Source organism: Streptomyces sp. NPDC039480 (assembly GCF_055597165.1).
Genome location: NZ_JBVITX010000001.1, coordinates 573412 through 597136, shown reverse-complemented (window position 1 = coordinate 597136; position 23725 = coordinate 573412). Strand labels below are relative to the sequence as shown.

Sequence of the window (23725 nt, the reverse complement as noted above, 5' to 3'; positions counted from 1 at the left end):
CCTGGCCTCAGCTGGTCTTCAGCAGCCGGTCACAGTTCTTGACAGCGTTGTCAAGCGCTTCCTTCGGGCTCTCCTTGCCCTGCAGCGCCCTCGCGACGGCGTTGCGCAGCTCGACCTTCATCTGCTCGCTGAACAGCACGGGCGTGTAGTTCACCGCGGTCTTGATGGACTTCGCGGCGGCGACGCGGACGCGGGTCTCCTCCTTGCCGTCCTGCTTCGTGAAGTACGGGTCGTCGAGGGAGCCCTCGGTACTGGGGAAGATCGCGACCTTCTTGGCGAACTCCATCTGGTGCTTGGCGTCGGTGACGAAGTGCGCGAAGGCGACGGCGGCCGGCGTCTGCTTGGTGCGGGCGTTCACCATCACGCCCATCACGTACATGTTGTCCTTGCCGGTGCTGCTGATCTGCGGGGTGATGCCGATGTTCTTGTAGAGCTTCGGCGCGTCCTTCTTGAACTTCTCCAGGTCGAGCGCGCTGCCGGGGTTCATGGCGACGGCCTCGGTGAGGAACTTCTTGCCGGTCGACTCGGGCGTGGCGGTCAGCGCCTGTCCGTCGAGCGCCTTGGCGTCGTACAACTTCTTGTACTTCGTGAGGAGTTCGACGCCCTTGGTGTCGTTGAAGGTGAAGCCGGTGCCTTCCTTGTTCATGAGCGGCACGCCGTAGCGGCCGAAGTCCTCGATGGTGGGGACGTTGGCGAGGGTGGCGACCTTGCCGTCGCTCTTCTCGGCGAGCTCCAGGGCGTTGTCGAAGAGCTGGTCGTACGTCTTCGGGGGCTTGTTCTCGTCGAGTCCCGCGTCCTTGAAAAGGCGCTTGTTGTAGAACAGCGGGCCGGTGTTGAGGTACCAGGGGAAGGCGTACGTCCCGTCCATGCCCGGTATCTGGTGGCTCTTCCAGGCGCCCGGCAGGTACTCCTTCTCGTACTTCCCCGCTGCCTTGCCGAGGTCCAGGGCGAGGCCGGCCTTGGCGAGCGGGGCGACCAGGTCGGGCGAGACGTTGACGACGTCGGGGAGCGTGCCCGCCGCGGCGTCGGCGCTGATCTTGTCGGCGTAGCCCTCGCCGGGCTGGTCGACCCACTTCACCTCGGTACCGGGGTACTTCTTCTCGAACTCGTCGACGAGGCCCTCGAAGTAGGGCTTGAAGTTGGCCTTCAGGTTCCAGGTCTGGAAGGTGATCTTGCCTTCGATCTTCCCCGACGCGTCCGTGGAACCGCTGTCGTCACCTCCGTCGCCACAGGCGCTCAGCGGCAGCAGGACGGCGAGGACGGCGCCTGCGGCGACCGCTCTGCGGGGGATACGGGAGATACGCACGGTGAAACGGCTCCTTTGCTCGGCCCAGCGTGAGACGGCGGTGACTGCGACCGTCCGAACTGGGCAATCCACGCCGAGGCAGACCCTGCACGGAACGGTGGCGCAAAGTCAATGGATTTGGGGAACCGAATTCGAAGATCGGGCGACCGGCGGGATAACTCCCCAGGTCAGACGGGTGTGTTGAAAGCCTTGCGGTCGCTGACTAATGCGCTTTAGAGTCTCACCGCTCAAGCGCATTAGTATCCGGCAGCCAGGAAAGGGGCAACGGGTGCAAGGCAAGCGGTCACCGGCGCGCCGGCCGACCATGAAGGACATCGCGCGCCGGGCCGGGGTCTCCGAGAGCGCCGTCTCCTTCGCGCTCAACGACCGGCCCGGCGTCTCCGACATCACCCGGGACCGGGTGCGCCGGGTCGCGGAGCAGCTGGGCTGGCGGCCCAGCACGGCGGCGCGCGCCCTGTCCGGCGAGGGCTCGGCGACGGTGGGGCTTGTGGTGGCGCGCCCGGCGGCGACGCTGGGCGTCGACTCGTTCTTCCTGCAGCTGATCTCGGGCATCCAGGAGGTGCTGGCCGAGCGGCACTTGGGGCTGCTCTTCCAGGTGGTGGAGGACGTGGCCGCCGAGTGCGCGGTCTACCGCCGCTGGTGGGCCGAGCACCGGGTGGACGGTGTCCTGGTGGTGGACCCGCGCACGGACGACCCGCGGCCCGCGCTCCTCGACGAGCTGGGGCTGCCCGCGGTGGTGACGGGCGGCGTGCCGGATCCGAAGGCCGGCCATCCGGGCCTGTCGACGGTGTGGGCGGACGACGCGGGCGCGATGGCCTCGGTGGTGGGCCATCTGTATGCGCTCGGGCACCGCCGCATCGTCCACATCGCGGGCCTGGAGGGGCTGGCGCACACCGAGCGGCGCATCAGGACGCTGCGCGTCGAGGCGGCGGGCCGCGGTCTGTCGGGCGTGCGTTCGGTGACGACGGACTACTCCGACGCCGAGGGCGCCGCGGTCACCCGGCGGGTGCTGGAGTCCGCGGAGCCGCCGACGGCGCTCGTGTACGACAACGACGTGATGGCCGTCGCCGGTGTCGCCGCCGCGAGCTCCCTGGGTTTCGCGGTCCCGGACGACGTCTCGGTCGTCGCCTGGGAGGACTCGGCGCTGTGCCGCATGGTGCATCCGTGGCTGACGGCCCTGTCCCGGGACACGCTGTCGTTCGGCCGGACGGCGGCCCGCGAACTCCTCGCCCTACTCGACGACGGCCCCGCGGCGACGGTTCAGGTGCCGTTGCCGCGGCTCATCGAACGGGAGAGCACGGGGCCTGCGCGGGCCTGAGACCGGGTGGGCCCGCGCAGGCCCGGCGTGGGCTCACTCCCCGCCCGGGGCCACGGGAGGCCACGGGAGCGCGGCGAGGACCGGCAGCAGCACCTCCTCCTCGTAGTCGAGGTGGGCGGTCAACTCAGCTGCCATCCGGGCGAGTTCGGCGCGGAACCGCTCGGGATCCGCGCCCCCGACGGCCGCGAGAAGCGCGGCCAGCTCCCCCTGGACGCGGCCGATCGTCCGGTGTTCCTCGGCGAGCCGGTCGAAGGTCTCGCGCAGTTCGGGGTGGTGGCCCGCCATGACGGGGAAGAGGTGGGCGTCCTCGCCGGTGTGGTGGAACTCCAGGGCGTCGCAGAACGCCAGGCAGTGCTGGCGGATCTGCAGCCCGAGGCCCGGTGCCGGCGGCGCCCCCGGCCCTCGGTGTGCGGCGAGCGCGGCGAAGTACGCGTCCGTCTCGTCGCGTACGTGTCCCAGCTGGCCGCGGAGCCATCGGTGGACCTGGACCATCTTGTCCGCGAAGGTGGCCGCCTCTTCGGGGATGTCGGCCGCGTGCGCGGGCCGTTCCAGGGCGACGACCGGCAGGGTACGGCTGGTGCGTGCCTGGTAGTCGCCGTATCCGGGTTCGGCGGCGACCACGCGCTCGAAGAGCCGATCGCGCCGCTCCCCTTCGGCCGGGACGGCGATCGCCTCGAACGCGTCGGTGCCGAGCTCGACGGTCACCGTGGGGTGGGCGAGGACGTTGTGGTACCAGTCCGGGTGCCTGGGGCCGCCGAGGTTCGACCCGATGACCAGGAGAGCTTCGCCGTCACGGACGAAGCCGAGCGGGGTGGTGTGCTCCTTGCCGGACTTCGCGCCGGTGGTGGTGAGAAGCAGGAGGTCGCCGCCCTCGAAGGGGCCGCCGACTTTGCCGCCGTTGGCGCGGAACTCGTCGATGACGGACTGGTTGAAGGGTGTGGGCATGACGGTGTCTGATCTCCGTACGGGTGTTCAAGTCCGCGCCGGGCGCGGTGAAGTGAGGGGGGGTCACGCGGCGAAGGCGTGGCCGGGGCGCGCGAGGGCGCGCGGATCGGGCGGAAGCCCTGGGGCGCGAAGGCCGCGAACGGCATGGGCCGTTACGAGCGGTGTGAACTCACGACGTGGTCATCGGCGTCGTCCTTGAGTGATGGTGCTCGCCCGATCGCCGACCTGCCCACTGCTCTTTGGTCGGCGCCACGCGGCACGAGCACCATTACAGACACTCACTCCCTCACATGTCAACGCGGAACGATCAGTCGAAGTGGCGGACGAAGACGTCCGACTTGCCGTTGGTGTCGCCGGGCACGAGGTCGTCGGCCGCGGACTGGAAGACCACGTCGCGCCCGTCGGCGCTGACCGCGTCGGTGCCGGCCGAGGCGGGCCGGTCCGAGACGACCTTGTCGGTGCCGCTGCTCAGGTCGCGCAGCATGAGCGACGGTCCGGTCGCGTCGTGCGGGGCGTACAGCAGGTGGCGGCCGGTGGGGTCGATGGCTGCGCCCCGGACGTTCGGCACCTGTTGCGCGGTGCCGGAGGCCACGTCGTGGACGTAGGTGTCGGAGCCCGAGAGGTAGAGGACCGTGCCGCCGTCCTCGCTGAGGTGGACGAGGGTCGCCTCCTTGGCCGGGCCCTCGATCGGCCCTGAGGTGGTGCCGGCGGTCCTGTCCCGTACGAAGACGTCCTGCGCCTTGCCGTCCTGGTAGGCGATATGGCGGCCGTCACCGCTGAGGGACGGCCGGGAGGGGGTGGTGTGGTCGAAGGTGGCGACGGTCTCGACGGTATTGGTGTCCCAGTTCTCGACCTGGACGCGCTGTCCGTACGTCGCTTGCCGGTAGGAGATGCTGGCATACGAGGTGAGGCGGCCGTTCGCGTTCATCGACGGCTGATTGCAGGTGAAGAGCGAGCAACTGCCCGAGGCCGTCCTTCCGGTGCTGACCTCGTAGTGGCGTATCCGTACGTTGTTCATCCACTGCACCGGATAGGCGACGTACTCCCCGTTGCCGCTGATCACCGGGGGCTGGACCGGCGGCAGATGCCCCATGCGATGGGTCTGCCCCGCCTGCCGGTCACGGACGTACACCTTGTCGCCCTCGGACGGGGTGTCGGAGGTGAGGTTCTTCGCCGCCGACGAGAAGACGACGCGGCGGCCGTCGGGCGTGATCGAGGCGCCGGCGGAGTCCCCGTCGGCCTGAGTGCCGTCACCCGCGACACTGACCCTCTCGACACCCGCGGTGCTCATGGACTCGGCCGCGGTGGTCTTGGACTCGGCCGCCATGGTCACGGGCTCGGCCGCGGCGGCTCCGGGCAGGACCGCGGTGACCGCGCAGACCACGATCACCGCGCTCAGCGCGCTCAGCGCGGTCCGCACACGTCTGGTGGTGCTCCGGTTCACGTTTCCACTCATGTTCCCCCCAGCTGAGACACGGTCTCTCCCCCTGCTCCCCACCGGAGGACCACAAGCATGCAACCGTGCTGCCACTGCGGAGGTCAATGCGTCTCACGTCGAAGGGCCCGGACACACCGGCGCCCCCTGCCGTCGACGGCAGGGGGCACAGGGCGAAGAGCGAAGTGCACCGGTGCGACACCGGGCCCGGCGGTGGCTCAGTCGATGCCGGGGAGGATGTGCGGCTCGGCGAGGTCGTCCTCGTAGCCGGCCAGGCGGATGGGGGCCGCCTTGGACCATGCCTCCAGGTTGCGGAGCTTCTTGGGCCTGCCGGCCCGTTCGCCGCCGCGTTCCGCCGGTCGCTTTTCGTGCTTCGTCAGATCTGGTGTCACCGCGCACTCCTTTGTGTCGCGTAACGGAAGGACAAGGGCAGTTCGGTCGCGGTGGCGCCGTTCTCTGGCGGGACCGCGGCCGTGGTGCCGGCCTGTCCCCGGAGCGGCCGAGGATGCTTGTGGATCTCTCGTGGCCGCCCGTTCGCCCTACATTAACCAAATGAGCGGCGCGGCGCTCGATGGGGAGCTGAGTCGGAGTGGATTCCGGACAAGGAAGCCCGTGCGACGGCATGCGGCGCCGGGGGCCGCAGGTGCGGAGCGGGCCACGACTGGCGAGAAACAGACAGCCGGCCCGGGCCGCGCACCGCGCGACACCCGAACCGGCTGTCCAAAAGCTGAGACGACTCTCGGCTACGGCCTGCGGACTACCACTTGCCCTGCGCGTAGTCCTTCAGGAAGACGCCGTACAGGTCCTCCCCCGCCTCGCCGCGCACGACGGGGTCGTACACGCGGGCGGCGCCGTCGATCAGGTCGAGCGGGGCGTGGAAGCCCTCCTCGGCCAGGCGCAGCTTGTCGTAGTGCGGGCGCTCGTCGGTGATCCAGCCGGTGTCCACCGAGGTCATGAGGATGCCGTCGGTCTGGAACATCTCCTGGGCGCTGGTCCGCGTCACCATGTTCATCGCGGCCTTCGCGGCGTTGGTGTTCGGGTGGCCCGCACCCTTGTAGCCGCGGCCGAAGACGCCCTCCATCGCCGAGACGTTGACGACGTAGGAGCGGCCGCTCGACGCCTTCTTCGCCGCGTCGGCCATGGCCTGCCGCAGCGCGCTGATCAGGATGAACGGGGAGGTGTAGTTGCACAGTTGGGTCTCGAGCAGCTCCACCGGGGAGATCTGCTCGATGGTCTGCACCCAGGTGTTGCTGTCGACGACGTCCGGGACCAGGCCGCCCGCGTCGATCGCGGTGCCGTCGAGGTGCCGGGCGACGCTGGCGTTGCCCGCGACGAGAGCGAGGTCGGCGACCTGCTGCGCGTCCAGACCGCTGGTGCCGACGGGCAGCGCGGCCAGGCCGTCCACCGCTCCGGAGTTGAAGGCGCCGATCACGGAGTGGGCGGGCAGCTCCCCGGCGGGCAGCGGCGCGCTCTCGCCGTCGACCAGCGCGGCGTACGCGGAGGGCAGGCGGCGCACGGTCTGCGTGGCGTTGTTGATCAGGATGTCGAGCGGGCCCGCCGCGGCGACCCGCTCGGCGAGTGCCACGGACTGCGCCGGGTCGCGCAGGTCGATGCCGACGACCTCCAGGCGGTGGATCCAGTCGGCCGAGTCGTCCATCGCCTTGAAGCGGCGGATGGCGTCCTTGGGGAACCGCGTCGTGATGGTGGTGTGGGCACCGTCACGCAACAGCCGCAGCGCGATGTACATGCCGATCTTGGCGCGGCCGCCGGTGAGCAGGGCGCGCTTGCCGGTGAGGTCGGCGCGGGCGTCGCGCTTGGTGCGGTTCAGGTGGGCGCACTCCGGACAGAGCTGGTGGTAGAAGTAGTCGACTTCCACGTACCGGGTCTTGCAGGTGTAGCAGGAGCGCGGGCGCTGGAGTATTCCCGCGATCCTGCCCTCCTCGGTCCGCGACGAGGGCAGCAGGCCCTCGGTCTCGTCGTCGATGCGCTGCGCGGAGCCGGTGGCGGTGGCCTCGGTGACGGCCTTGTCGTGAGCGGTCTTGGCGGCGCGACGCTCCTGGCGGCGGCGCTGCTTCACCGTCCGGTAGATCCCGGCCGTGGCCCGGCGCACGGCGATCGCGTCCGGGTGGTCGACGTCGAGCTTGTCGAGTTCGTCGAGCACGCTGAGGCAGACGGCGAGACGGTCCGGGTCGATGCCCGGGCCGTGGGATACGGTCTCCTCCTGGCTTTCGTCTGTCACCGTCATCGCCGCTGTCCTCATGTCATTCCGTGCCGCGGTGCGTCTGGTCGTCCGCGGAAGCTCCAAAAGCGGAACTTTACGTAGCGGCGGGCCCTGTCACCAAACCCGCCTGCTGGGCGCAGGCCGCGACGAGGCCGTCGATCTCGTCCCGCACGCTCCGCGCGAGCAGCTCCAGATCGGGTACGGCGGCGGCGTCCGCGACCAGTCCGTAGTGGACCCGGCCCCGGTAGGTGGAGACGGCGACGGCGAGTGACTGGCCCCGGGCGAGGGGCGCGAAGGGGTAGACCTCGGTGAGCCGGCAGCCGCCGAGCCGCAGGCCGACGCCGGGCAGCGGGACGCTGGTGACGAGGATGTCGAAGAGCAGCCGCGCGGCCTGGGCGACGACGGGGCCGCCGATGCGGTGCCCGAGCGGCGGCACGTGCTCGGCGAGCAGCGCCACGGCTCCGGCGCCCCGCTCCGGCCCCGCCTCCTTGTTCCGGTCCATGGCGGCGCGTACGGCGCGCAGCCTGTCCAGGGGGTCCTCGTGGCCGACGGGGAGCCGGACCAGATAGCCGGAGAGCCGGTTGCCCGGGGGCTGCGCGGAACGGGGGCGGCGCCGCGAGACCGGGATGAGGGCGCGCGGCTCGACGCCCTCACTGCAGTCGCCCCGCTCGTCGAGCCAGCGGCGCAGGGCGCCGGCGACCACCGCGATCAGCACGTCGTTGACGGTGCCGCCCACGGCCTTGCGCACCAGGTGCACGTCGTCCAGGTCGAGGACGACCCCGGCGGTGCGGCGGGTGCCGGTGGCGGCTGCGGTGAGCGCGGCGCAGGAGCGTACGCCCAAGGTGGCGCGGGCGACGGACGTGCCGATACCGATGGCCTGGCCCACGTCGGCGACCGTGCCGCGGACGCGGTCGGGCAGGGTGCGCGGGTCGAGGACCGACCAGCGGGAGGTCGCGGGGGCCGGTGGCCGCTCACGGGAGGCGGGGAGGTCGACGGGGTCGAGGAGGGCGGCGCCGAGCGTCAGCGCGCGCAGCCCGTCGGCGAGCGCGTGGTGGAACTTGAAGAGGACCGCGAAGGACGTGCCGTCCGCACCCGGCAGCACGTGCGCCTCCCACGGTGGCCGCCCGCGCTCCACCGGCCGCCGCATCAGCTCCCCCGCGGCGGCGTGGAAGTCCGCCACGGGCGCCGCGAGGCGTATGTGCTCCAGCGGGTCGAAGGCGGACGCCGGTACGCGCACCGCCCCGCCGACGGGCACCAGGACGGACCGTATGCGCAGGCGCAGTCCGGGGACGTCCGCGGCACGGGTCGCGAGGAGGTCGACGGCACGGTCGGCCGCGCCGGGCCCGGCGGCCTCGAAGACGCCGAGTGCGCCCAGATGCATGGGGTGTTCGGCGGTCTCGATGTTCCAGAAAGCCAGATCGAGAGGTACGAGCAGGTCAGAGCTCTGCACAGTCGATGAAGTCACGGACTCGCTCTCGCGTCGAGGACGGGGCGGGGCGGTGCGGTGTGGGGCCGTGCGGTGCCGTGCGGGGCTGGCGAACGAGAAGTCAACCGCTCCGGGCAACTACGGTCAAGTATGGTCACGTTACGCAGAGTTAAGAACGGATTAAGACCCCGCCCCCGGGAGCACCCGGCGCACGCCCTTCAAAAAACCTGCACACCGAATGCGCAGTCCGGTCACGCAATTCGGACCTCGTCCCGCGTGAATTTCCCTGCACGGACCAAAGAACCAACATTCCGGCGCGCGCATGTCCGTTTTGTTGAAGGGAGTACCGCAGTGCCCTCGATTTCCTTCTGTGAATCTTGTGAAGGAGCTGCCGCCACGCGGTGAAACCGCCTGCACGCAGCGGTGATTCAGCGCCGCAACCGTGCCCGGGCAGCACTCCGTCGATTGGATGTACGAGCTGCGAACGTGCTTTGATCCTGGCTCGCCGCGGAATTCGAATCCCCAGGTTCCGCGGAGTGGGAAACACCTATGCACATTCATTGAGAAGGGCAGCTCACACCATGAACAACGTCCCCCAGGTCGAGACCCTCGAGATTTCCGACGCCGACCTCGACAACGTCTCCGGTGGCCTCGTCGCCGGTGTCGTGGGCAACGTCACCAGCACCGTCGACTCCGTCGCCCCCGTCTCGGGCGTCGTCGCCGGCGTCGTCGGCACGGTCGAGGGTGCCACCGGCCTCAACACCGGTGCCGTCACCGGCCTGGCCTCCGGCCTCACCGCCGGTCTCTGAGCCTTCGCTCACTGAGACGCCATGATTCGTGAGCCCCGGAACCTCTGGTTCCGGGGCTCACGGACGCCACAGGCACCGTCGCCACAGGTTCCGGCACAGGCACAGCCGCCACAGGCACAGTAAGGGAAGCGTTCCGTGCAGTTCCGCCAGCAGGCCCTGTCCAAGCTGCAGTCGCCCGAGGAACTCGACCTTCCGGTGCGCTACGCCCGTCCCCAGGGCCTGCTCGTCCTCACCGTCACCCTCGTCGTCATGGCCGCCGCGAGCGTCTGGGCCGTGACCGGCTCGGTCTCCTCCACGCTCCGCGCGCCGGGCATCCTCACGCACGGCCAGGGCAGTTACGTCCTGCAGAGCCCCGTCACCGGTCAGGTGACCCGCGTCCTGGCCGAGGAGGGCAAGCGCCTCGCCGCCGGCGCTCCCGTGCTCAAGGTCCGCACGGAACAGGGCGACAAGGTCGTGCGTGCGATCGCCGCGGGCCGTGTGACCTCACTCGTCGCCAGGATCGGCACCGTCGTCACCACCGGCGCCGACGTCGCGACCCTGGAGCGGGTGGCGGGCGGCGACGACCCGCTGCTCGCGACGGTCTACGTACCCGCCGACAGCGCGGCCACCGTCCCCGTCGGCGCATCGGTGGACCTCACCGTCCAGTCCGTGCCCACGCAGGAGTACGGGACGCTGCGCGGCCGGGTGAAGGCGGTCGGACGCGCCGCGCAGACCCGGCAGAAGATCGCCGGGTTCCTCGGCGACAAGGAGCTGGCCGGGCAGTTCACGAAGGACGGGCCGCCCATCGCCGTCCTCGTACGGCTCGACGAGTCCTCCGGCACCAAGTCCGGCTACGCCTGGTCCACCGCCGACGGACCGCCCTTCGCGCTCGACTCCATGACCCTGGCCACCGGCGCCTTCCACCTCGCCGAGCAGCGCCCGATCGATTGGCTGCTTCCGTGACCGCAGCACCGCACCCCTCCCCCGCGCACCAGCAGCAGCTGCCGCCCCCCGGCGGCCGCCGCAGGCACCGCCCCGAGCCCCCGCACCGCGGCCGCCGCCGCGCGGCACCGCGCCCCGCGCCGAAGGGCAGGCGGCCGCGGACCGTCCGCACGCCCACCGTCCTGCAGATGGAGGCCGTGGAGTGCGGCGCCGCCGCCCTCGCCATGGTCCTCGCCCACCACGGCCGGCGCGTCCCCCTGGAGGAGCTGCGCATCGCGTGCGGCGTCTCCCGCGACGGCTCACGCGCCAGCAACGTCCTGAAGGCGGCGCGCGGTTACGGCCTGACGGCCAAGGGCATGCAGATGGAGCCTGCCGCGCTCGCCGAGGTCGCGGCGCCCGCGATCCTCTTCTGGGAGTTCAACCACTACGTCGTGTACGACGGCATGGGGCGCCGCCTCGGCCGCCGGGGCGTGTACATCAACGACCCCGACAAGGGCCGCCGCTTCGTGCCCTCGGAGGACTTCGACACCAGCTTCACCGGGGTCGTCCTGGTCCTCGAACCCGGCGCAGACTTCCGCCCCGGCGGCCGCAGGCCCGGCGTGCTGAAGGCTATGCCCGCCCGGCTGCGCGGCACCACCGGCACGATGCTCGCCGCGCTCCTGGCCAGCCTGCTGCTCGTCGCGGTCGGCGCGGCGCTGCCCGCGCTCAGCCGGACGTACATCGATCTGTTCCTGATCGGCCATCAGACCTCGTTGCTGGGCGCGCTGTTCGCCTCGATGGGCGCCATGGTCGCGCTCACCGTCGTCCTGACCTGGCTGCAACAGGCCAACCTGCTGCGCGGCCGCATCATCTCCTCCACCCTCGGCAGCGCCCGCTTCTTCCGCCATCTGCTGCGCCTGCCCGTCACGTTCTACGCCCAGCGCAGCCCCGCCGACCTCGTGCAGCGCCTCGCCTCCAACGACGCGGTCGCCGAGACCCTGGCCCGCGACCTCACCGCGGCCGGGGTCGACGGTGTCGTCGTACTCCTCTACGCGGCCCTGCTGTGGACGTACGACCCGCAGCTCACCCTCGTCGGCGTCGGCATCGCGCTGCTGAACATCGTGGCGATGCGCGTCGTCATCCGGCTGCGCGCCACCGGCACCCAGAAGCTGCGCGCCAACAGCGCCAAGCTCACCAACACGTCGTACACCGGCCTCCAGTTGATCGAGACGATGAAGGCCACCGGAGGTGAGAACGGCTACTTCCGGCGCTGGGCCGGCCAGCACGCCACCACCCTGGAGGAGCAGCAGCGCCTCGGCGTGCCGAGCGCCTGGCTCGGTGTCGTCGCGCCGACGCTCGCGACCCTCAACAGCGCGCTGATCCTGTGGATCGGCGGTCTGCGCGCGGTCGAGGGGCATCTGTCGATCGGGCTGCTCGTCGCCTTCCAGGCCCTCGTCACCCGCTTCACCGCGCCGATCACCCGCCTGAACGGTGTCGCGGGCCGCATCCAGGACTTCGCCGCCGACGTCGCCCGCCTCAAGGACGTCGAGAACTTCCCCGTCGACCCGCTCTACTCCCGCCCCGAGCCGGCCGCGAGCACCCGCCGCCTCAAGGGCCACGTCACCCTCGACGACATCACCTTCGGCTACAGCCCGCTCGACAAGCCGCTCCTCACCGGGTTCTCGCTGTCGGTCGGGCCGGGGCAGCAGGTGGCGCTGGTCGGCGGTTCCGGCAGCGGCAAGTCGACGGTGTCCCGGCTGATATCGGGGCTCTACAGCCCCTGGGAGGGCACGATCCGCATCGACGGACAGCGCCTGGAGGACATTCCGCGCGGCGCGCTCGCCGCCTCCGTCTCCTTCGTCGACCAGGACGTCTTCCTCTTCGAGGGCACCATCCGCGACAACGTGGCCCTGTGGGACCCGTCGATCCCCGACGACGCCGTCGTCGCCGCCCTCCAGGACGCCTGCCTGTACGAGGTCGTGGCCCGCAGGCCCGGCGGCATCCACGGCCGCGTGGAGCAGGACGGGCGCAACTTCTCCGGCGGGCAGCGCCAGCGCCTGGAGATCGCGCGGGCCCTGGTCCGGCGCCCGAGCATCCTCGTGCTCGACGAGGTGACCAGCGCCCTGGACGCCGAGACCGAGCAGGTCATCATCGACAACCTGCGCCGCCGCGGCTGCGCCTGCGTGGTCATCGCCCACCGGCTGAGCACCGTGCGCGACAGCGACGAGATCGTCGTGCTCGACCACGGCCGGATCGTGGAGCGCGGCCGTCACGAACACCTCGTCGCCGCCGGCGGTCCCTACGCCGACCTGGTCAAGGAGCACTGAGGTGACGTCGTCCGTACCGCGACAGCACGGCGAGTACACCCCTGACCCGGTCGCCGCCGCCTTCGGCGCGCTCGGCACCCCGGCCGACTGCACCGGGCTGCGCAGCGTGCACCTGGAGGGTCCGCAGGTGCTGTGGTTCGTCGTGGCCGGCGCGCTCGACCTGTTCGCGGTCGACGCCGCGCAGCAGGGCCACTGGCACTACCTCGGCCGCCTCGAACCGGGCGCGCTGCTCCTCGGCCCGGTCGAAGGACCCCAGCACACCCTCGTCGGCCGCCCCCTCCAGGGCTGCGAGCTGCGCCGCATCCCGCTGCGGGAGCTCTACCGACCCGACTACGGCGACACCTGGTCGTACGAACAGCAGTACCCCTCCCAGTACGACACGCAGGACGCGGCCCTGAGCCTCCTGGAGCACGCCTTCGCGCTCGGCATCGGCCGCGGCCACCGGGTCCTGTTCGAGGCGCCGCTGGACGGCCGCACGGTGGGCGACGACGCGGCGGCCGACGGCGTGGTGGCCGACGACGACATCCTCTGGATGCCGGTCGCGCCGGGCAGCGTGCAGTACGGCTCCGCCTACAGCGCGGAGGCGGCGGGGGACCTGCTCGTGGACGCCGCGATGTGGCAGCGCATGGTCAACCAGCAGTACCGGCTGCTTGCCACCCTCGACCGCTGGATCGAACGCCTGGAGCGGGCCCACGAGGACCGCACGGCGGCCGGCATCAAGGCGGGCGAGAGCGTCCGCGAGCAGGCCGACCGCACGCTGATCGCCTCCATCGGCCGCTCGGGCGGGCGCGGCGCGCGCCGTACGCAGTCCGGGAGCACGCACGACGCGACGTACGCCGCCTGCCGGCTGGTCGCCGACGCGGCGGGCATCACGCTGTCCGACGCCGCTGAAGGCGGTGCGGTGAGCGACCGGATCGATCCGGTGGAGCAGGTCGCGGTGGCCTCGGGCATCCGCACCCGCGCCGTCCGGCTCGACGGACGGTGGTGGCGCGAGAACGCGGGACCGCTGGTGGGGCACAGGGCCGCGAGCGGCACACCGGTGGCGCTGCTGTGGCGGCGCGGCGGATACGAGGCAGTGCACCCCACGTCCGGGCGGCGCACCCGCGTCGACGCGGCCAACGCCGACGAGTTCGAACCGCAGGGCGTCATGTTCTACCGGCCCCTGCCCGACCGGCCGTTGACGCCCTGGCGGCTGTTCCGCTTCAGCCTGCGCGGCACCGGCGGCGACGTGCGCAACCTCGTGCTCGCCGGTCTGGTGACGGTCGTGATCGGCGCGCTGGTGCCGATCGCGACGGGGCAGGTGCTCGGCGTGTTCGTGCCCAACGGCGAGCAGAGCCTCATCGTCCAGGTCTCCCTGGCCGTGATGATCACCAGCGTCGTGTCGGCGGCGTTCATGCTGCTCCAGAACCTCACCGTCCTGCGGATGGAGGGCCGCATGGAGAGCACGCTCCAACCCGCCGTCTGGGACCGGCTGTTGCGGCTCCCCACGCGGTTCTTCGCGTCCCGCTCCACCGGTGAGCTGGCGAGCGCGGCGATGGGGGTCAGCGCGATCCGCCGGGTCCTGTCGGGGATCGGTCCCGTCGCCCTGCAGGCCGGGTCGGTCGGCGCGATGAACCTCGTCCTGCTGCTGCTCTACAGCGTCCCTCTCGCCCTGGCCGCCCTCGCGATGCTGGCCGTCATCGCCGGTGTGTTCCTCACGCTCGGCCTGTGGGAGCTGCGCTGGCAGCGGCGCCTCGTGGAGCTCGCCAACAAGCTGAACAACCAGGCGTTCCAGAGCCTGCGCGGGCTGCCCAAACTCCGCGTGGCGGGCGCGGAGAGCTTCGCGTACGCGGCGTGGGCCGGGGAGTTCGCGCGCAGCCGGGAGCTGCAGCGGCGGGCCGGCCGCATCAAGAACATCACGACGGTCCTGAACTCGGTGTACCTGCCGCTCTGCACGCTCGTCATGTTCGTGCTGCTCGCGGGCCCGGCCCGGGGCAGCCTGACCGCGGGCGAGTTCCTCACCTTCAGCACCGCCGTGACGATGCTCCTGACGTCCGTCACCCAGCTCACCGGCGCGCTGATCTCGGCGGCCGCCGTGCTCCCGATGTTCGAGCAGATCAAGCCGGTGCTCGACGCGGCGCCCGAGGTGCGGGCCGGGAGCACGCAGCCGGGCGAGCTGCGGGGCGGCATCGAGGCACGCGGCGTCTCCTTCCGCTACACCGACGACGGCCCGCTGGTCCTGGACGACGTCTCACTGACGGTCCGGCCCGGCGAGTTCGTGGCCGTCGTCGGCCCGAGCGGCTGCGGCAAGTCGACGTTGCTGCGCCTCCTGATCGGCTTCGACGAACCGGTCTCGGGCAGTGTGCTCTACGACGGGCAGGACCTGGCGGCGCTCGACCAGTCGGCGGTCCGCCGGCAGTGCGGTGTGGTCCTGCAGAACGCGCAGCCGCTCACCGGCTCGATCCTGGACTGCATCTGCGGCGCCGAGTCGTTCACGCAGGAGGAGGCGTGGGAGGCCGCCGCGATGGCGGGTCTCGCCGAGGACATCAAGCGCATGCCGATGGGCCTGCACACGATGATCTCCGGCGGCGGGGCGGTCTCCGGCGGCCAGCGCCAGCGCCTGATGATCGCCCAGGCGCTGATCCGCCGTCCCCGCGTCCTCTTCTTCGACGAGGCGACGAGCGCCCTGGACAACGAGACGCAGCGCACGGTCATCGACAGCACCCGCGCCCTGAACGCCACCCGCGTCGTCATAGCCCACCGCCTCTCCACCGTCCTGGACGCCGACCGTGTCGTCGTCATGTCGGAGGGCCGCATCGTGCAACAGGGCCCGCCCGCACAGCTGTTGGCCGACGCGGGCGGGCGGCTGCACGAACTGGTGCGGCGGCAGCTGCGGTGAGCGTGTCTAACGGCCCTCGCCCGGCGGTGTGCCGCAGCTCGGACCGCCCGGCCCGCCGAACTGCACCGAACTGAAGAAGTCCTGGTACGTGGGGAAGAAGTTGCCCTTGCCCGTCGGGCCCGCGGAGGTCACCGCCGTACAGCCGGTGTAGTGCGCGTCGGACCAGAGGTAGATGGTCGAGGGCGTGCGGTTCCAGTCCGACTTGGCCCGGTCGTCCATGCCCAGTGCCGCGAGGTCCGGGGTGTTTCCCCTGAGCTTGATCATGTCGCCGGTGCCGTCGAGGCCCGAGAACATGCAGTAGTAGCCGTCCGGGCACCGGTCGTACCCGTCGGCCGCGTGCGCCGTCGAGACCGGTACGACGGTGGCGGCCGCGGCGGCCACCGCCACGAGCGCCATAGAGAGCCTTTTCCTCATCACAGTCGCCTTCCACCTGCAGATCAACCTTTGTGACCCAAAGCTTGTTGATCTGTTCGGTGAGCCGCCATCCCCCACACGAGGGACACCCGCAGGAGTCTCCGGTCCGCCCGCCGCCAGAGACCGGCGGACCGGAGACCTTCGGATCAGGAGCCGCCGCAACCCGGCACCGTGGCCTGTGAAGCGTCACGGATCAGCGCTTCGTGGGCCGCCTTCACCCGCTTCACATCGGGTTTGACGACCTTGCGGTCGTAGGTGAGCAGACCGTTCAGCTCGCCTTCCACGTCGGTGATCTGGGTGTAGACCGCGCCGTTGCCGCCCTTGCACGCGAGCGCGCGGACCTCGGCGAGCTTGGCGATGTAGTCGTCCGTGTACGTCGCCGGGTCCACGTCGACGTAGCTCTGCTGGACGGCCCAGGCATGGCCGGGCACCGCGAGGCCGAGGCCGCCGTATTCGCCGCTCACCAGGGCCCGTTCGCCGTCTGGGCGCGGCGGAAGCGCGGGGCTCGGGTAGCCGTGCTCGTCCATGATGTCACCGGCGCCTCCGTCGGCCCCGAGGTTGAGCCCCGACTGGTTGTTGACCAGCCGGGTGGGGTCCCAGGCCTTCGCCTGCCGCGCGACGCGGCCCACGTCGTACTGGCCCCAGCCCTCGTTGAAGGTGACCCACATGACGATCGAGGGGCTGCTCGCGTGCTCGTCGATCATCTCCTTCATCTCGTGCTCGTACTGGGCGCGGGCGGCCGCGTCCGGGGTGCGTCCCGCCTCCATCGACGGCATGTCCTGCCAGACGAGGAGCCCCAGCTTGTCCGCCCAGTAGAACCAGCGGTCGGGTTCGACCTTGATGTGCTTGCGGACCGAGTTGAAGCCCATCTCCTTGTGCGCCTTGAGGTCGTACGCGAGGGCTTCGTCGCTCGGCGCGGTGTGCAGACCGTCCGGCCAGAAGCCCTGGTCGAGGGTGGCCATCAGGAAGACGGGCTTGCCGTTGAGGAGGGTGCGGGGAGTGCCGTTCACCTTGTCGACGGCGATGGACCGCATGCCGAAGTAGCTGGTGACGCGGTCGGCGCCGACGCGCACCTTGAGGTCGTAGAGGAAGGGGTCGTCGGGCGACCAGAGGCGCGGGTCGGCGATCTTGATCTTCAGTGGCTTTCCGGTGCGTCCGCTGACTTCGGCGACCTTCTTGCGGCCTTCGTACGCGGCGGCCGTGACCGGCACGCCGTCGCGCACGCCGCGCGTCTCGACGGTGACCTGCTCGTTCCGCACGTCCGGGGTGATCTTGAGGGAGTCCGCGTGGTCGGCGGCCACGGGCTCCATCCACACGGTCTGCCAGATGCCGGACGACGGCGTGTACCAGATGCCGCTGGGGTCCAGGCGCTGCTTGCCGACGGGCGGGTTCGCGCCGTCGTCGGCGTCGGTCGGGTCGTGGACGCCGACGATGAGTTCCTGGGTGCGTCCTGGCTTCAGCGCGTCGGTCACGTCGGCGCTGAACTTGTCGTAGCCGCCCTTGTGTTCGGTGACCTTGCGGCCGTTGACGTACACCTCGGAGTGCCAGTCGACGGCGCCGAAGTTCAGGTTGAGCCGCTTGCCTGCGCCGATGCGCCAGTTCTCGGGGACGGTGAAGGTACGGCGGTACCACATGCGGTCCTCGCGCCGTTCGATGCCGGAGAGCTGGGACTCCACGGGGTAGGGGACGAGGATCTTCTCCTTGAGCGTCTTGCCTACCGGGGGCTTCTCGCCCGCTTCGGCGGCGGCAAACTGCCAGGAGCCGTTGAGGTTGCGCCAGTTGTCGCGCTTCAGCTGTGGCCGGGGGTACTCCCGGTGGGCGTTGCCGGGTGTGACGTCGTCGGCCCACTCGGTGCGCAGCTGATACTCGGAGTGGTTGGGCCCGCTGGTCCAGAACTGGCCGACGGCGTCGCCGTCCGTGCCGCTGAGGCCGCCCTCGCCGTCGTAGCGGATGTCGGCGAGGCCCGGGGCGTTGCCTGCCTTGTTGCCGACGACGGGTTCCTTCAGGCCGACGAGGAGGCTGCGGTCGTCGGCGGGGTCGGCCTTGACCGTGCCGAGCGGCCACTTGGCGCCGCCTATGACGGCGTCGAGGTGGTCGGTGAGGCCGGCCGGCGGGGCGGCGAGCTTCTGGGCGAAGTCGAGTTTCAGGCTGCGGCCGTCCTTGAGGACGGTGGCGGCGATGGCGCCGTCGTAGTCGAAGTCCTCGGGGATGCGGAGGGCGGAGCGCGGGACCGGTTTCTTCTCGCCGCCCGGCGGGGTCCACCGCAGGCGCAGGTTGGAGCCGCCGTAGTGCTCGAAGTACTCGACCTTGATGTCGTGGGCCTTGCCGGCCGTCAACTCGACGGGGGCGGAGGTCTGTTCCTTGTCCCAGTCGTCCTGCCAGTGGTCGATGGCGATCCTGCCGTCCACCCAGAGGCGGAAGCCGTTGTCACCGATCATCGAGAAGGTGGTCGCGCCGCTCTTCTCGGGGATGATGCGGCCGGTCCAGCGGACGCTGACGTCGTCGGTCTGTCCGGTGGTGGCCTTGAGCCGTGATTCGAGGTTGCCGAAGTCGATGTTCGGGTCGAGTCCGGTGGCCTTGAGCTCGTCGAAGTCGAAGGCTCCGGGGGCGGACTGGGTGTAGTACTCGCCCTTGAGTCCCTGGATCTCGACGGGTTCGTCGGCCGCGGTGGCGGCGGGGACCGCGGTGAGTCCCGCGATGCCGAGGGCCCCCGCGAGCAGCACGGCGAGGTGTCTGCCGAGTCGTCCGGGGCGGCCGGTGCTTCTTCCGGGATGTCGTCTGATGCGCACGGATCCTCCTTGGTGAGGAAGGGTGGCGGCTCGTCGCTGCAGTCGGTACAACGAATCTGTACAACGTTGGAAGGAACGGCAGTTGGCATGACAGCACGCCCTCCGCGCGCTGTCCAGGGTCACGACATCCGCCCCGGGCGTCCGGTGCGGCCACCGACGCAGGGAGAAGCAGTGCGGGTAAGCCTCAAGGACGTCGCGGAGCGCGCGGGCGTCTCGATCAAGACCGTCTCGAACGTGGTGAACAAGTACCAGCACGTCACCCCGGCGATGCGGGCCCGCGTCCAGGAAGCCATCGACGAGCTGGGCTACCGCCCGAACCTGACGGCACGTCACCTGCGCAAGGGCCGCACAGGCATCATCGCGCTCGCCGTCCCCGAGCTGGGCAATCCGTACTTCGCCGAGCTCGCGGGCGCCGTCATCGACGCGGCGGCCGAGCACGACTTCACGGTGCTCCTCGACCACACCCGCGGCGACCGCGAGCAGGAGGTCCTGGTCAGCCAGGGGTTCCGGGCCCGGGTGATCGACGGGCTCATCCTCAGCCCGCTGGAGCTGGAGGCGGAGGACCTGCGCGAGCGCGAGGACGACGTGCCGCTCGTGCTGCTCGGCGAGCGCCAGTACGACCTGCCCCACGACCACATCGCGATCGACAACATCGCCGCGAGCCGCGCGGCGGTACGGCACCTCGTCGGGCGCGGCCGCACCACCATCGCCTATCTCGGCGCCCGTACGGACTCCGCGAACCGCCCCGCCCACCTCCGACTCCAGGGCTGGCGCGAGGAGTTGACGGCGGCCGGGATTCCCGCGCCGGAGTCTCTGGTGGGGCCGGTCGGCGGCTGGGACCGGTGGGACGGCGCGAAGGCGATGGCGCGGATGCTGGACGCGGGGGTGCGGCCCGACGCGGTGTTCGCGTACAACGACCTGGTGGCGATCGGCGCGATGCGGGTGCTGCACGAGCGCGGCCTGCGGGTGCCGTGGGACGTGGCGGTGGTCGGCTTCGACGACATCGCGGAGGGGCAGTTCGGGGCGGTCACGCTCACCACGGTGGCGCCGGACAAGCAGGCCATCGCGCGCCTCGCGGTCGAGTCGCTCCTCGGCAGCCTGGCGCATCCGGAGCGGCCCGGGGGACGCGAACTCACCGCCGATTTCCGGCTGGTGGAGCGGGAGAGCACACTCGGTCGGCGCTGAACCGGGGAGTCGTCGGCCGCTGCGCGGAGGGTTTACAGCCCTCTTTCAACGATGTAAAAAGCTCCCCGTAACGCGAGTTGACCGCAAGTGCCGATCCTGCCGTGAGCGCTCTCAGCGCCGGGGCCGTGCCGTTTTGGGGACTCCATGAAGCCGATCACCCTCCGCACCTCCGTCAGGACCCTGCTCGCCGTCGGCCTCGGCGCCAGCCTCGCCCTCACCGCCGGGTGCGCCAAGTCGGAGGACGACGCATCCGACGGCAAGAGCGGCGACGGCGGCGGCGCGGGACAGGCCGTCTCGGAGACGAAGGGCGGCAAGACCTGCGCGATCGACGCCTACGGCGCAAAGAAGCTCGACCTCGAGACGGCCACCGTGGGCTTCTCGCAGTCCGAGAAGGAGGCCAACCCCTTCCGGATCGCCGAGACGGCCTCCATCAAGGCCGAGGCCGAGAAGCGCGGCGTGAAACTCCTCACCGCCAACGCCCAGTCGCAGTTCTCCAAGCAGATCAGCGACGTCCAGGACCTCATCGCCAAGGGCGCCGACCTGCTCGTCATCGCGCCGCTCAACTCCGACGGCTGGGAGCCGGTGCTGCGCGCGGCGGGCGCCAAGCACATCCCGATCGTCACCGTCGACCGCAAGATCAACGCGACCGCCTGCAAGGACTACGTGAGCTTCATCGGCTCCGACTTCGTCGCCCAGGGCAGGCGCGCGGCGGACCGGATGATCGAGACGACCGGCGGCAAGGGCAAGATCGCGATCCTGCTCGGCGCCGCGGGCAACAACGTCACCACCGAGCGCACCAAGGGCTTCGAGGAGCGCCTGAAGGAGAAGGCCCCGGACCTCCGGGTCGTCTTCAAGCAGACCGGCGAGTTCGCCCGCGAGAAGGGCCAGCAGGTCACCGAGCAGCTGATCCAGTCCAAGCCCGACATCACCGGGATCTACGCCGAGAACGACGAGATGGGCCTCGGCGCCGTGAACGCGCTCAAGGGCGCGGGCAAGAAGGCCGGCGACGTGAAGATCGTGACGATCGACGGCACGAAGGGCGCCGTGCGGGGCATCGTCGACGGCTGGATCGACGGCGTCATCGAGTCCAACCCCCGCTTCGGCCCGCTCGCCTTCAAGACGCTGGACGCGTTCACCAAGGGCGAGAAGGTCTCCCAGGACATCGTCATCAAGGACAGCGCGTACACGAAGGACAACGCAAAGGCCGACCTCGGCAAGGCCTACTGACATGCTGTCGGTGACCGGCCTGACCAAGACGTTCCCGGGCGTGCGCGCCCTGGACGCGGTCGACTTCACCGCACGCGCGGGCGAGGTGCACGCGCTGATCGGCGAGAACGGCGCGGGCAAGTCCACCCTCATCAAGGTGCTGACGGGCGTGTACGAGCCGGATGCGGGCGAGGTGACGTACGACGGCCGCGCGGTCCGCTTCGCCACCCCCCTCGAAGCACAGCACGCGGGCATCTCCACCATCTATCAGGAGGTCAACCTCGTCCCCCTGATGAGCGTGGCCCGCAACCTCTTCCTCGGCCGTGAGCCCCGCGGCCGGCTCGGCCTGATCGACTTCCCGCGGCTGCACCGCGAGGCCGACGAGGCGCTGCGGGGGCTCGGCGTCCGCGTCGACGTCCGCCGCCCGCTGCGCGAACTCGGGCTCGGCGCCCAGCAGATGGTGGCGCTGGCCCGCGCGGTCGCGGTCGACGCGCGGGTCGTCGTGATGGACGAGCCGACGTCGTCCCTCGAACCACGTGAGGTGCAAACCCTGTTCGGGGTGATCCGCATGCTGCGGGAGCGCGGCATCGCGGTCGTCTACGTCAGTCACCGCCTGGACGAGCTGTACGAGGTCTGCGACGCGGTCACCGTGCTGCGCGACGGCAAGGTGGTCCACACGGGCGCCCTCGCCGACCTCGACCGGCTGCGCCTGGTCGCGCTGATGCTGGGCCGCGAGATCGACGACGTGCAGGACGAGGGCCTCACCCGCTTCGCGGGAGCGCACGACACCGCCACCGAACCTGTGTTGCTGGCGCAGGAGTTGAGCGTCCGCCACCGAATTCACGGGGTGTCGGTCACCATCCGGCCCGGGGAGGTGGTGGGTCTTGGCGGGTTGCTCGGCTCGGGGCGCAGCGAGACGGCGAAGGCCATCGCCGGGGCCCTGCCGGTGGACTCCGGGACCGTCGCGATCGGCGGCACCCGCGTTCGTGCGGGCTCCACGCCCGCCGCCGTCCGGGCCGGCATCAGCCTCCTCCCGGAGGACCGCAAGGCGGAGGGTATCGTCCCGGGCCTCTCGGTCCGCGACAACATCGCGCTCGCCGCGCTCCCCCGCCTCTCCCGGCTCGGCCTGGTGAACGAACGGAGCATCGACGCGATCGTGGACACCTTCGTCCGGCGCCTCCGCATCAAGGCGTCGAGCCCCCACCAGAAGGTGGGCGAGCTGTCCGGCGGCAACCAGCAGAAGGTGCTCCTCGCCCGCTGGCTCGCGATGCACCCGAAGGTGCTGCTGCTCGACGAGCCCACGCGCGGCATCGACATCGGCGCGAAGGCCGAAGTCCAGTCGCTCGTCGACGAGTTGGCTGCCGACGGGCTCGGTGTCCTCCTCATCTCCTCGGACATGGAGGAGCTCGTCGAGGGCTCGGACCGGGTGATCGTCCTCAAGGACGGCACGGCCGTCGCGGAGCTCACCGGCGCCTCGGTGACGGAGGAGAACCTGCTGCGCGCCATGGCGGCGGCCCCCGCGAAGCCGGGCCCATGACCCACCACGAACGGCAGGCCCCGCACCCACGGAGCTCCCCATGACCGACCTCGCCCTCGGCCGCACGGCCACCGACCGCGACCGTCTCCTGCGCCTCCTCCAGAACTACGGCGTCTACGCGGGCGTCGCCGTCCTCCTCCTCGTCAACATCCTCTTCACCCCGCACTTCCTGTCCGGCGAGAACTTCCGCACCCAGGCAGTCCAGGTCGCCCCCGTCCTCGTCGTGGCGCTCGGCATGGCGCTGGCCATCGGCAGCGAGGGCGTCGACCTGTCCGTCGGCTCGGTGATGGCGCTCTCCACCTCCCTCGTCTCGCTCTACCTCGGCTACGGCATGGGGATCGCCTTGGCCGTGGCGCTGCTCGGCGGGATGGCGGTCGGCGCGGCCAACGGCTCACTCGTCGCGTTCATCGGCGTCCAGCCCATCGTCGCGACGCTCGCGCTGATGGTCGCGGGCCGGGGCCTCGCCCTGGTCCTCCTCCCCCAGCTCAAGGACGTCCGCGACCCGGCGATGGCGTCACTCGGCTCCGGTGCCGTGCTCGGGATCCCGTACCTGGTCCTGATCGCGGCGGCCCTCGCGCTGCTGATCGCGTTCGTCGTGCGGCGCACCACGTTCGGCCGACAGCTCCTCGCCATCGGCGACAGCCGCCCGGCCGCGCTCCTCGCGGGCCTGCCGGTGCGCCGCGTGCTCATCGTCGTGTACGTCGTCTGCGGCGCACTCGCCGCACTAGCCGGAGTCCTCGCGACCGCCCGCCTGTCCGCCAGCGACCCGACGTCGCTCGGCAACCTGATGGAGCTCTCCGCGATCACCGCCGTGGTCGTCGGCGGCACCCCGCTCAGCGGCGGCCGCATCAGGATCGGCGGCACCGTGGCGGGCGCGGTCCTCATCCAGCTGCTCACGGCCACGCTCATCAAGCACGACCTGCCGCCGTCATGGACACAGATCGCCCAGGCCGTGGTGATCGTCATTGCGGTGTACGCGGCACGCGAGAGGGGCAAGCGATGACCATCGACACCCGGAGTCCGGCGGAT

Annotated in this window: 17 protein-coding genes; 9 read left to right on the top strand and 8 right to left on the bottom strand. The window is 70.9% G+C overall.

Annotation, left to right across the window (positions count from 1 at the left end):
* Positions 1 to 7 precede the first annotated feature (7 nt).
* Complete coding sequence (locus ACZ56E_RS02345) at positions 8 to 1306, bottom strand: extracellular solute-binding protein (protein ID WP_471210021.1); 1299 nt, start codon at positions 1304 to 1306, stop codon at positions 8 to 10.
* Between the two features lie 268 nt (positions 1307 to 1574).
* Between ACZ56E_RS02345 and ACZ56E_RS02340 the strand changes: the two genes are divergently transcribed.
* Positions 1575 to 2624 carry a LacI family DNA-binding transcriptional regulator gene (locus ACZ56E_RS02340; RefSeq protein WP_471210018.1) on the top strand — a complete coding sequence of 350 codons (1050 nt, stop codon included), beginning with the start codon at positions 1575 to 1577 and terminating at the stop codon, positions 2622 to 2624.
* 33 nt (positions 2625 to 2657) lie between these two features.
* On the opposite strand, the gene ACZ56E_RS02335 is transcribed toward ACZ56E_RS02340, so the two are convergent.
* The 5 genes from ACZ56E_RS02335 to ACZ56E_RS02315 all read right to left on the bottom strand — a co-directional run bounded on the left by ACZ56E_RS02335 (position 2658) and on the right by ACZ56E_RS02315 (position 8690).
* Entirely contained in the window at positions 2658 to 3569 is a 912-nt protein-coding gene (locus ACZ56E_RS02335) for a nitroreductase/quinone reductase family protein (RefSeq protein ID WP_471210016.1), read from the bottom strand.
* 307 nt (positions 3570 to 3876) lie between these two features.
* Positions 3877 to 5013 (bottom strand): hypothetical protein, encoded by a 1137-nt coding sequence (locus tag ACZ56E_RS02330; protein WP_471210013.1) that lies wholly within the window; start codon positions 5011 to 5013, stop codon positions 3877 to 3879.
* A gap of 209 nt (positions 5014 to 5222) precedes the next feature.
* Positions 5223 to 5396 (bottom strand): hypothetical protein, encoded by a 174-nt coding sequence (locus tag ACZ56E_RS02325; RefSeq protein WP_398298812.1) that lies wholly within the window; start codon positions 5394 to 5396, stop codon positions 5223 to 5225.
* A 365-nt stretch (positions 5397 to 5761) separates the two neighbouring features.
* Positions 5762 to 7249 carry an SDR family NAD(P)-dependent oxidoreductase gene (locus tag ACZ56E_RS02320; protein WP_471210010.1) on the bottom strand — a complete coding sequence of 496 codons (1488 nt, stop codon included), beginning with the start codon at positions 7247 to 7249 and terminating at the stop codon, positions 5762 to 5764.
* Positions 7250 to 7319: 70 nt separating this feature from the next.
* Positions 7320 to 8690 (bottom strand): wax ester/triacylglycerol synthase family O-acyltransferase, encoded by a 1371-nt coding sequence (locus ACZ56E_RS02315; protein WP_471210007.1) that lies wholly within the window; start codon positions 8688 to 8690, stop codon positions 7320 to 7322.
* A 542-nt stretch (positions 8691 to 9232) separates the two neighbouring features.
* On the opposite strand from ACZ56E_RS02315, the gene ACZ56E_RS02310 reads away from it, so the two are divergent.
* The 4 genes from ACZ56E_RS02310 (at position 9233) to ACZ56E_RS02295 (ending at position 15565) form a co-directional block, all read left to right on the top strand.
* Positions 9233 to 9460 carry a type A2 lantipeptide gene (locus tag ACZ56E_RS02310; protein ID WP_471210004.1) on the top strand — a complete coding sequence of 76 codons (228 nt, stop codon included), beginning with the start codon at positions 9233 to 9235 and terminating at the stop codon, positions 9458 to 9460.
* Between the two features lie 135 nt (positions 9461 to 9595).
* Positions 9596 to 10402, top strand: a complete 807-nt coding sequence (locus ACZ56E_RS02305; protein WP_471210001.1) for a hypothetical protein — start codon at positions 9596 to 9598, stop codon at positions 10400 to 10402.
* A gap of 38 nt (positions 10403 to 10440) precedes the next feature.
* Positions 10441 to 12687, top strand: coding sequence for an NHLP family bacteriocin export ABC transporter peptidase/permease/ATPase subunit (locus ACZ56E_RS02300; RefSeq protein ID WP_471211493.1), 2247 nt, complete (start codon positions 10441 to 10443; stop codon positions 12685 to 12687).
* Position 12688: 1 nt separating this feature from the next.
* Positions 12689 to 15565: an NHLP bacteriocin export ABC transporter permease/ATPase subunit gene (locus tag ACZ56E_RS02295; RefSeq protein ID WP_471209999.1), complete on the top strand. Its 2877-nt coding sequence runs from the start codon at positions 12689 to 12691 to the stop codon at positions 15563 to 15565.
* 6 nt (positions 15566 to 15571) lie between these two features.
* Here ACZ56E_RS02295 and ACZ56E_RS02290 read toward each other — a convergent pair whose 3' ends face one another.
* Complete coding sequence (locus ACZ56E_RS02290) at positions 15572 to 15961, bottom strand: peptidase inhibitor family I36 protein (protein ID WP_471209996.1); 390 nt, start codon at positions 15959 to 15961, stop codon at positions 15572 to 15574.
* 164 nt (positions 15962 to 16125) lie between these two features.
* Positions 16126 to 18762 (bottom strand): PA14 domain-containing protein, encoded by a 2637-nt coding sequence (locus ACZ56E_RS02285; RefSeq protein ID WP_471211489.1) that lies wholly within the window; start codon positions 18760 to 18762, stop codon positions 16126 to 16128.
* Positions 18763 to 18939: 177 nt separating this feature from the next.
* On the opposite strand from ACZ56E_RS02285, the gene ACZ56E_RS02280 reads away from it, so the two are divergent.
* The 4 genes from ACZ56E_RS02280 to ACZ56E_RS02265 all read left to right on the top strand — a co-directional run bounded on the left by ACZ56E_RS02280 (position 18940) and on the right by ACZ56E_RS02265 (position 23699).
* Entirely contained in the window at positions 18940 to 19953 is a 1014-nt protein-coding gene (locus tag ACZ56E_RS02280; protein WP_471209993.1) for a LacI family DNA-binding transcriptional regulator, read from the top strand.
* Positions 19954 to 20097: 144 nt separating this feature from the next.
* Complete coding sequence (locus ACZ56E_RS02275) at positions 20098 to 21180, top strand: ABC transporter substrate-binding protein (protein ID WP_471209990.1); 1083 nt, start codon at positions 20098 to 20100, stop codon at positions 21178 to 21180.
* A 1-nt stretch (position 21181) separates the two neighbouring features.
* Entirely contained in the window at positions 21182 to 22696 is a 1515-nt protein-coding gene (locus tag ACZ56E_RS02270; protein WP_471209987.1) for a sugar ABC transporter ATP-binding protein, read from the top strand.
* Between the two features lie 40 nt (positions 22697 to 22736).
* Complete coding sequence (locus ACZ56E_RS02265) at positions 22737 to 23699, top strand: ABC transporter permease (protein ID WP_471209985.1); 963 nt, start codon at positions 22737 to 22739, stop codon at positions 23697 to 23699.
* Positions 23700 to 23725 lie beyond the last annotated feature (26 nt).